Source organism: Pseudomonas sp. GW704-F2 (genome assembly GCF_059423025.1).
Genome location: NZ_JBWKXO010000043.1, coordinates 38,115 through 47,661, shown reverse-complemented (window position 1 = coordinate 47,661; position 9,547 = coordinate 38,115). Strand labels below are relative to the sequence as shown.

The 9,547-nt window shown below is 64.3% G+C and carries 10 protein-coding genes; 6 read left to right on the top strand and 4 right to left on the bottom strand.

Annotated features, from left to right (window positions below; genetic code table 11):
* The first annotated feature begins 448 nt into the window (after positions 1 to 448).
* A complete protein-coding gene (locus AC07W0_RS26060; RefSeq protein WP_102618970.1) occupies positions 449 to 700 on the top strand; it encodes a DUF6124 family protein in 252 nt (83 codons plus the stop codon).
* Between the two features lie 185 nt (positions 701 to 885).
* Here AC07W0_RS26060 and AC07W0_RS26055 read toward each other — a convergent pair whose 3' ends face one another.
* The 3 genes from AC07W0_RS26055 to cbiE all read right to left on the bottom strand — a co-directional run bounded on the left by AC07W0_RS26055 (position 886) and on the right by cbiE (position 3,319).
* Positions 886 to 1,209, bottom strand: coding sequence for a helix-turn-helix domain-containing transcriptional regulator (locus tag AC07W0_RS26055; protein WP_046485680.1), 324 nt, complete (start codon positions 1,207 to 1,209; stop codon positions 886 to 888).
* A gap of 182 nt (positions 1,210 to 1,391) precedes the next feature.
* A complete protein-coding gene (locus AC07W0_RS26050; protein WP_102618969.1) occupies positions 1,392 to 2,117 on the bottom strand; it encodes a cobalt-precorrin-6A reductase in 726 nt (241 codons plus the stop codon).
* Positions 2,114 to 3,319 (bottom strand): precorrin-6y C5,15-methyltransferase (decarboxylating) subunit CbiE, encoded by a 1,206-nt coding sequence (gene cbiE / locus AC07W0_RS26045; protein ID WP_102618968.1) that lies wholly within the window; start codon positions 3,317 to 3,319, stop codon positions 2,114 to 2,116. The genes AC07W0_RS26050 and cbiE overlap by 4 nt, the downstream gene beginning before the upstream one ends.
* A 38-nt stretch (positions 3,320 to 3,357) precedes the next feature.
* Between cbiE and cobG the strand changes: the two genes are divergently transcribed.
* The 5 genes from cobG (at position 3,358) to AC07W0_RS26020 (ending at position 8,714) form a co-directional block, all read left to right on the top strand.
* Positions 3,358 to 4,710, top strand: coding sequence for a precorrin-3B synthase (gene cobG, locus AC07W0_RS26040; protein WP_032805131.1), 1,353 nt, complete (start codon positions 3,358 to 3,360; stop codon positions 4,708 to 4,710).
* Positions 4,703 to 5,329: a precorrin-8X methylmutase gene (locus tag AC07W0_RS26035; RefSeq protein WP_017849678.1), complete on the top strand. Its 627-nt coding sequence runs from the start codon at positions 4,703 to 4,705 to the stop codon at positions 5,327 to 5,329. Before cobG ends, AC07W0_RS26035 begins: the two co-directional genes overlap by 8 nt.
* Positions 5,329 to 6,060, top strand: coding sequence for a precorrin-2 C(20)-methyltransferase (locus AC07W0_RS26030; RefSeq protein WP_017849677.1), 732 nt, complete (start codon positions 5,329 to 5,331; stop codon positions 6,058 to 6,060). Before AC07W0_RS26035 ends, AC07W0_RS26030 begins: the two co-directional genes overlap by 1 nt.
* Positions 6,060 to 7,697: a precorrin-3B C(17)-methyltransferase gene (gene cobJ / locus AC07W0_RS26025; protein WP_102618967.1), complete on the top strand. Its 1,638-nt coding sequence runs from the start codon at positions 6,060 to 6,062 to the stop codon at positions 7,695 to 7,697. Before AC07W0_RS26030 ends, cobJ begins: the two co-directional genes overlap by 1 nt.
* 237 nt (positions 7,698 to 7,934) lie before the next feature.
* Positions 7,935 to 8,714 (top strand): ubiquitin family protein, encoded by a 780-nt coding sequence (locus tag AC07W0_RS26020; protein WP_046384853.1) that lies wholly within the window; start codon positions 7,935 to 7,937, stop codon positions 8,712 to 8,714.
* Here AC07W0_RS26020 and AC07W0_RS26015 read toward each other — a convergent pair.
* Positions 8,711 to 9,307 carry a MarC family protein gene (locus tag AC07W0_RS26015; RefSeq protein WP_017849674.1) on the bottom strand — a complete coding sequence of 199 codons (597 nt, stop codon included), beginning with the start codon at positions 9,305 to 9,307 and terminating at the stop codon, positions 8,711 to 8,713. The two genes, AC07W0_RS26020 and AC07W0_RS26015, sit on opposite strands and share 4 nt — an antisense overlap.
* Positions 9,308 to 9,547: the final 240 nt, after the last annotated feature.

The window sequence follows — 9,547 nt, the reverse complement described above, 5'->3', positions numbered from 1 at the left end:
GTCACTTCCTTTTTTTGCGTGCAGAGGCCTCACACACCATCGTGGTGTTGAGTCGTGCAGAGGGGATCGCGCCGGGAATGGCGCCAGGAAGAGGCTGCTGAATGATGAAGGACCAAACAACTGACCGTTCGGCTAGGTTTTTGTAAAAACAGAAACTTCCGACAAGTGTTTGAGGTTGCCCCTAGGAAACTCGCTCTCTAGTCTCCGTACACCGTTGCAAACGCAGCGGGCGGGCGTCGCGGCCCGGATTTTCTAAGAGCAAAGCGCTATCACCTGCTTTCAGTTGACGCCTTTTTATCGTCTACTGTGCGGCGCTATGGTGGCTGTGCGCGGGATACCTTCGGGTATGCCGGGTTGCCTTAGGACCGGTCCGCGAACCTGCGCACAGCTGCCACCCCATCGCGTCGCGGCGATCAGTGGCAGCTCCACTTTCCTGAGGAGCTTCACAATGATTAAACCCACCCCAAATCCCCCCGTCCGGCTATTCGCCGTGGCCGATGGAATCAGCACCGAAGACCTGTTGGTCAACCTCATCGAAACACTCGCCTCGGCCGATGCACTGAGTTGCGACCTTGCGTTTAACCTGGATGCCCCGAAACGAGAGGAATTGCTGGGCGTTGCGCAGTTGATAGGACTGGCGCAGTTACTGGCTGATCGCGTACAGGATGGTGTCGGGCAGATGACTGCCGCGAGGCGCTAACAGCCTGAGGAGTGATCGTTCCTGTGTTCGTCCAAAGGAACGATCTGCCAACTGTGTCGACAGCGTCGACACAATCGGCTCTCCGAATACCCCACGCTAGTTTTCCAGCATTTCATGTTTGATGCACAGACATGCCAGCACAGCATCATCTGTGTGACATTGGTGGTGTGGTTTGATGTCGCAAATTATGCGGTGGGAACTCCGTGGACCTGCATATCGACACCTAACGCTTTTCTAATCACTGCAAAAATCGCTGCCAGGTTATCCATGCTTGGGTTTCCGCTGGCTGACAACATCCGGTGCAGGCTTTTACTAGGTTTAGCGGTCTCTTTCGCAAGCCCTTCAAATCCTACTGTGGCGTTGACCAAATCACGCAGAATTACGCGTGAAATTTCCGGCTCGCCATTGAGAAAAAGCGTAGCAGCCTCATCCAGGAGTGCTTGGGCAAATTCAGGGTCGCGTTGAGCGCGTTCGGCGATGGTGTGTTTGTAGCTGCGGGTTAGCGCCATGCGGGGTTACCTCTTTGATTCCGATGCCTTGCGCCGCTGATACTCTGCGATCAGCGACTTTACTGCGGTGAGATCGCGTTTTGGGCTGACGTGGTTGTCGCCTCGGTATTCTTCAATCTCAATCATTGCTCATCCAGAAGGTAACAAATAGGTTACCAATCAAGCAGGCGAGCGATCCTGACTTATCGAATGAAGTTTGCCAACGCGATGAGTGTTTCTTCCAGCGACAAGAGTTCCCGATCCACTTGAGCCAACACCGGCCGCCTCAACACCAACACCGGCACCCCTCGCTCGCGCGCCACTTCCAGCTTCGGTTCGGTGGCGGTGCTGCCACTGTTCTTGCTGATCAGCACATCGATCTTTTGTCGTTCGAACAACGCGCGCTCGTTTTCGATCAGAAACGGCCCACGCGCGCCGATGACTTCGCAGCGTTCATTGCCCGGATACACCTCCAACGCGCGCAGTGTCCAGAATTGCTCCTGCGGGATCTCATCAAGATGCTGCAACGGCTCGCGGCCCAAGGTGAACAGCGGGCGCTTGAAGGGTTTCAGGGCCTCGATCAGCTCGGCCCAGTCAGCGACTTCGCGCCAGTCATCCCCCGCTTGCGGTCGCCACGCCGGGCGGCGCAGGGCCCAACATGGCACACCGCACAACCGTGCTGCCTGGGCGGCGTTGTGGCTGATCTGTGCCGCATACGGGTGGGTGGCGTCGAGGATCAGGCCGATGTGTTCGTCGCGCACGAACTGCGCCAACCCTTCAACCCCGCCGTAGCCACCGACACGCACCTGGCAGGTGAGGTCGGTCGGCACGCGGCCCACACCGGCCAGACTGTAGATATGTTCGGGGCCCAGGGTGCGGGCGATGGCGAGGGCTTCGGTGACGCCGCCCAGTAGCAGGATCGGTTTCATAGGGGCTTGATCAGGTCCAGCAGGGTGATCGGCAGCGCCTGGCGCCAGGTGTCGAATTCACCGAGCGGCTGGGCCTGGGCCACGTGGAGGCGGGTCAGTTCGCCGCCGTGTTGGGCGCGCCAGGCCATCAGGGTCATTTCGCTTTGCAGGGTCACGGCGTTGGCGACCAGGCGGCCACCGGGGCGCAGGTGCTGCCAGCAGGTCTCGAGCACGCCGTCGCGGGTGACGCCGCCGCCGATGAAGATCGCGTCGGGCGTTTCCAGGCCGCCGAGGGCCGCAGGCGCGGTGCCGCGCACCAGTTGCAGGCCGGGCACGCCGAGGGCGTCGCGGTTATGTTCGATCAGGCCTTGGCGGCCGGCATCGGCTTCAATCGCCAAGGCGCGGCAGCTCGGGTGGGCGCGCATCCACTCGATGCCGATGGAGCCGCTGCCCGCGCCCACGTCCCAGAGCAATTCGCCGGGCAGTGGCGCCAGGCGGGCCAGGGTCATGGCGCGCACGTCGCGTTTGGTCAGTTGGCCGTCGTGTTTGAACGCCACATCCGGCAGGCCGGCGAGGCGCGACAGGCGCGGGGCATCGGCGTCGGCCAGGCAGTCGATGGCGACCAGGTTCAGATCGGCGACCGTGGCGTGCGGCCAAGCGTGGGCCACGCCATCGACACGCCGCTCAGCCGCGCCGCCCAGGTGTTCAAAGACGCTGAGGCGGCTCGGCCCAAAGCCGGATTCAGCCAACAGCGCGGCAATCGCGGCAGGGCTCTGCCCGTCATTGCTCAACACCAGCAAGCGCACGCCGCTGGCCAGATGTGCATTCAACGCCGCCAAGGGGCGGGCCACCACCGATAACGTCATCACGTCCTGCAACGCCCAGCCCAGACGCGCCGCCGCCAGCGACACAGAGGAGGGCGCCGGCAAAATCAGCATCTCTTCAGCCGGCACCTGCCGCGCCAGGCTGGCGCCGACGCCGTAGAACATCGGGTCGCCGCTGGCCAGCACGCACACCGGTTCACCGCGTCGCGCCAATAGCGGCGCCAGGGAAAACGGGCTCGGCCACAACTGGCGTTCGCCGCGCACGCACACTGGCAACAGGTCCAATTGGCGCTGGCCACCGATGATCCGCGCGGCACGCAACACGGCGTGCCGGGCGTTTCTGCCGAGCCCTTTGAAGCCGTCTTCACCGATGCCTATTACCGTCAGCCAGGGCGACATATGAATTCCTTGAACGACATCCGACGGGCAGGCTTTTCATGCCGTCGGACAAAGCAGGCATAATACCGCGCCTTGACCCGCGAACCGGTAGCCCCGTGAACCCAATCCCTGCTCTGAACACCTTGCGCCCCTCGGCTTGCCCGGGGTTGCTGCGTATCGTCCAGGCGTTGGACGGCGGCATTTGCCGGATCAAACTGGCCGGCGGCGCGATCAGCGCCGCACAAGCCCATGCCGTGGCGGACGCGGCCCAGGCCTATGCGGGCGGGGTGATCGAGGCGACCAACCGCGCCAACCTGCAGATCCGCGGGATCGGTGCCGAGCAGCAGGCTTTGATCGCGATGCTCCTTGCCGCGGGCCTCGGCCCCAGCACCGCCGCCGGTGACGACGTGCGCAACCTGATGCTCAGCCCCAGCGCCGGTATCGACCCGCAGATGCTGTTCGATACGCGCCCGCTGGCCGACCAGATCCTCGCCACCCTGCAAAACCACACGCGCTTCCACGAGCTGTCGGCCAAGTTCGCGGTGCAACTGGATGGCGGTGAAACCCTGGCGATGCTCGAACATCACCATGACCTGTGGCTGTCGGCCTTTGAGCAGGGCGGCGAAACACTGCTCGCGTTCGGCCTGGCCGGCTGCCCGGGGTTGGATGCGCCGTTGGCGGCCGTGCGCTTGGAGCAGGGGCATGCCTTGGTGGTGGCGGTGTTGGAACGGTTTCTGGACCTGGCCACGCCGGCGCAAACACGCATGCGTCATCTGCCTGTGGATAACTTCCTGGTCGGGCTGGACCTGCCGTTATTGCCGGTCGATGGCTTCAAGCGCCCGGCCAGCGGGGCGTGGCTGCACCTGGGAAGTTATCCACAGCGTCAGCACGGTCGGGTCTACGTGACCGCCGTGACGCCGCTGGGTCGACTCGACGCCTCCATGCTCAAGGGCGCAGCGCAACTCGCCGATGAGTATGGCGACGGCACGCTGCGCTTTACCCCCTGGCAAGGCCTGCTGCTGCCCAACGCCAAATGCCAGGATGCCGCCGCGATCACCGCGCGCCTGGAACAACTGGGTTTCCTCTGCTCGGCCGACCAGCCGCTGGCGCAGCTGATCGCCTGCACCGGCTCCAGCGGCTGCGGCAAAGGCCTGGCCGATACCAAGGCCGACGCGATGCAACTGGCCGCGCTGCGCCCCGGCCACGCGGTACATCTGTCTGGCTGCGCGCGTTCCTGCGCCGCCGCGCACATCGCGCCGGTGACCTTGCTGGCGGTCAGCCCCGGCCATTACGACGTCTATTTTCGCGAAGCAGCCCAGCCCGGTTTCGGCCGGCTGCACGCGCGCACTCTTTCTATTGAAGCGGCGGGCGCCCTGCTGCGCGCTCACCCACGGAGCAACACCGATGATTGATTACATCCGCGACGGTCAGGAGATCTATCGCAACTCCTTTGCCATTATTCGCGCGGAAGCCAGGTTGGAGCGCATCCCGGCCGACCTGGAAAAACTCGCGGTGCGCGTGATTCATGCCTGCGGCATGGTCGAGGCGATCGACGGCCTGCAGTTCTCCGCAGGCGCAGGCAGGGCCGGGCGCGAGGCGCTGGCCGCCGGTGCGCCGATTCTGTGCGATGCGCGGATGGTGTCCGAAGGCGTGACCCGTGCGCGGCTGCCGGCCAACAACGAAGTGATCTGTACCCTGCGCGACGAACGCGTGCCGGCGTTGGCGCAGAAGCTGGGCAACACCCGCTCCGCCGCCGCCCTGGAACTGTGGCGCCCGCACCTGGCCGGCAGTGTGGTGGTGATCGGCAATGCGCCGACCGCCTTGTTCTACCTGCTGGAAATGCTCGACGCCGGCGCGCCGAAACCGGCGTTGATCCTTGGCTTCCCGGTGGGCTTCGTCGGCGCCGCCGAATCCAAGGCGATGCTGGCCGCCGACAGCCGTGGCGTGCCGTTCGTGATCATGCAGGGCCGCCTGGGCGGCAGCGCGATGGCGGCCGCGGCGGTCAATGCCCTGGCCACGGAGGTCGAATAATGCCGGCACGCGGACGTTTGATTGGCCTGGGCGTCGGCCCCGGCGACCCGGAACTGATCACCCTCAAGGCCCTGCGCCTGCTGCGCGAATCGCCTGTGGTGGCGTACTTCGTGGCCAAGGGCAAAAAGGGCAACGCCTTCGGCATCATCGAAGACCACCTGGTGGCGCAGCAAACCCTGATGCCGCTGGTGTACCCGGTGACCACCGAAGCGTTGCCGGCGCCGCTGTCCTATGAACAGGTGATCAGCGATTTCTACGACAGCGCCAGCCAGGACGTCGCCGCGCACCTGGACGCCGGCCGCGATGTGGCGGTGATCTGTGAAGGCGACCCGTTCTTCTACGGCTCCTACATGTACCTGCATGACCGTCTGGCCGAGCGCTACGAAGCGCAGGTCATTCCCGGCGTGTGTTCGATGCTCGGTGGCGCCTCGGTGCTCGGCGCGCCGCTGGTGTATCGCAACCAGAGCCTGTCGGTGCTGTCGGGGGTGCTGCCCCATGAAGACCTCAAGCGTCGCCTGGCGGATGCCGACGCGGCGGTGATCATGAAGCTGGGGCGCAACTTCCCCAAGGTGCGCCAGGTGCTCGAAGAACTCGGCCTGGCCGAGCGTGCGCTGTATGTGGAGCGCGCGACCATGGCCAACCAGAAAATCGTCCCGCTGGATCAAGTCGAGCCGATGTCCTCGCCGTATTTCTCGCTGATCATCGTGCCCGGTGAACGGTGGCAAGGTTGATGCGCCCGGCGATTGTCATCCTCGGGCAGGGCAGCCTGGCCACGGCGCGCAGGATTGCGCAGGTGTATCCGGGCGCGGTGATCCACGGCCTGCAGGGCCGGGTCGACGGCGCGGACCAGAGCTACCGCGAATTCGGCGCGACCCTGCGCCAGCTCTATCAGCAAGGCACGCCGCTGATCGCGCTGTGCGCCGCCGGTATCGTGATCCGCACCCTGGCGCCGCTGCTGCTGGAAAAAGGCGAAGAGCCCGCCGTACTGGCCGTGGCCGAAGACGGCAGTGCGGTGGTGCCGTTGCTCGGTGGCCTGGGCGGGGTGAATGACATGGCCCGGGAGATTGCCGCGGCGTTGGGCGTGGCCGCCGCGATCACCACCAGTGGCGAGCTGCGTTTCGGCACGTGCCTGCTCAACCCGCCGGCCGGTTATCAACTGGCGGACCTGGAGCTGGGCAAGCGCTTCGTCAGCGACCTGCTTGCCGGCGAAAGCGTGCGTATCGAAGGCGCGGCGCCGTGGCTTGACCAGGCCAACCTGGCGCAGGACCGACAGGCGCGCCTGGCGATCCACGTAGGCAGCGCCGAGCGCGTACCGGCGGCCAACGAGTTGCTGATTTATCCACAGAGCGTGTGCGTCACCTGCAAGCCCGGCGCGCAATTGGCGCAGCGTGTGCGTGGCGCGTTGCATGCCTCGGGGATTGCCCTGCAGTCACTGGCCTGCCTGTTGGCCAGCGATACCCAGATGGCCGAACCGTCGTTGCACGAAGCGGCGTTGGAATTAGGCGTGCCGCTGCGTTTCGCCGAGGTGGAGCAAGCGGCGGACATCGTTGTTTCGGTCGCCGAGCAGCCCTTGGACGTGTCCCAGGTCGGTCGCCCGCGTGGCCGTCTTGCGGTGATCGGCCTTGGCCCTGGCGCCGCCGACCTGATGGTGCCGGCGGTGAAGGCCGAACTGGCGCGCTGTACCGATGTGCTGGGGTACGAAACCTACGTCCGCATGGCCGGGCCGTTCCGCGACGATCAGGTGCAGCACTGCACCGACAACCGTGAAGAAATGCAGCGCGCCCGCCACGCTTTCGCGCTGGCCGCTCAAGGCCGGTCGGTGGTGGTGGTGTCGTCCGGTGACCCTGGTGTGTTCGCCATGGCGGCGGCGGTGATCGAGGCGCTGCACGAGTCCGACGACCCGGCCTGGCACCAGGTCGAGCTGGAAATCCTGCCGGGCGTTTCCGCGTCCCTGGCCACCGCCGCCCAGGCCGGCGCGCCGTTGGGGCACGACTTCTGCGTGATGTCGCTGTCGGACAACCTCAAGCCCTGGTCGATCATCGAGCAGCGCCTGGACCTCGCGTCCCAGGCCGACCTGGCCCTGGCGTTCTACAACCCGATCTCGCGTGCGCGGCCGTGGCAACTGGGGCGTGCCCTGGAGATTGTCGCGCAACACCGCAACGCCGCAACGCCGGTGGTGCTGGGCCGCGATATCGGGCGGCCGGGCCAGACCCTGCGCGTGACCACGCTGGGGCAACTGACCCCGGAACAGGTGGACATGCGGACCATGGTGCTGATCGGCTCGTCCACCACCTGCGCGTTCCCGCGCGCCGGCGGCGGTGAGTGGGTGTACACGCCGCGCTGGTATGGCGAAAAACCGGCCTCCTGAAAACCGCCGCGCGAGCGCCGGAAAGCTCCGAATGACGCTGGGTGAACACCTGCCGTGATTCGGGGCTTTTTCTTTTTTTATCGATGAAATCCGGAACTGCCCGCGGGGCGCCCAACGAATGCTGGGCTGCGCTGTGCGAGCGCTGCCGGCAAGGGATGTTTGTCGTGTGGAAAGCCCGTCGGCGCCTGGACTAGTGTGGACACACGCCCCATGTGGGGTGCTTGTGGAGAACTGAAAATGGAGCGACATCACAGAAGGATCAACAGTACCAAGCGGCGCAAATTGATTGCCGCCTATAAGCTGCCCGGCGCGCCGGGGACGCACGCGGCTTTACCGCTGGATACCGAGGACGGCTGCAACGCAGCGGTGGTCAACAATGGCGTGATCTCGTTCGCCGACGGCCTGAGCGGCCTGAACCGCGAATACATCCGCAAAAGCTATCTGTTGGCCAGCAGCTACGTCAGCGATGTCTTGAAGATCAGTCGCGGCACGGAGGGCTGGTACGACGAATTTATCAAGGTGATGATCAGCCTGGGCTGGCTGCCGGTGCGCAGCCGGTTCGAGCGGGTCTCAAGCGCCGGCAAGGGGCTGACGGTGCAACTGGCGGCGCTGAATATCATCGCCACCCTGCTGGCCTCGACCTCACTGGCCGGGCCTCTGCTGACGGCGCTGCCGAAACTGGCCGCCGATGCGCTGGAAACATTGAAACAGATGCCGGCGTCATTCGAGCTGTTCAAGCGCAATAGCAGCGTGCATCAGGGCGGCGATTTTGGCTTGGCGTCCTGCGCCGAAACCGACGGCGAAGTCATGATGGTGCTGGTGACCTACAGCTCCCATGGCGTCAGCAAGCACGTGGGGCTGCCTTTTCTTGAGTGGGACAGTTCCTCGTTCGAGGCCTTCAGCGGGCAAACCTGCCTGGTGCTGAATACCTCGGTGGTCAACGAAAAAACCATCCAGTTGATGCGTGAGAGTGCGGGCGACAAGGTGCAACTGGCGATCGCCAAATACCGGATCTAAGGCACCAGGTAGCCGCGCACCCCGGTAAAGATGATTTGTGCGGCCAAGGCGCACACGAACAAGCCCATCAAGCGACTGACAATCTGCAAGCCCTGGTCACCGAGAATCCGTTCGATACGGTTGGACAAATACAGCACCACGCCCACCGTGAAGCTGGCCAGGGCGATGCTGAGGATGGCAGCGATTTTGTCGTCCCAATGGGGCTGGCTGACACCCATCACCAGCAGCGCCCCGATGGTGCCGGGGCCGACGGTGAGCGGAATGGTCAGCGGCACGATGGTCACGTCCTGCTGCACGTTATCGGTCTGCACCGCCGACTTGCCCTGCGCCATGCCCAGGGCCGAGATGAACAGCACACTGCCGGCGCCGATGCGGAAAGCGTCCACGGTGATGCCGAACACGCTGAAAATCACCCGGCCGAACAGGTAGAGCAAGACGCTCGACACCAGCGTCGCCAACGCCACTTTCCAGGCCAGGCGTCGCCGTTCCTTGCTCGAATAGCCGCGGGTCAGGCTGATAAAACAGGACAACACGAAGAACGGGCTGTAGAGCACCAGCATCTTCAGGTAAACGCTGAATAACACGTGGAGCATGGGGGTGGCTCGCGACAGAAGAAGATTGGCGGAGTCTATCAGGCGACAGAGATCAAATGTGGGAGGGAGCTTGCTCCCGATGGCGGTGTGACAGTCAGCTTATTTGTAACTGTTCCAGCGCTATTGGGAGCGAGCTTGCCATCGCTGTCTTTCAGTCGATGCATCGGTGACTGGTCCACCGCCATCGGGGGCAAGCCCCCTCCCACATAGGATCTGTGGTGTTCATCCATTGTGTGGCAG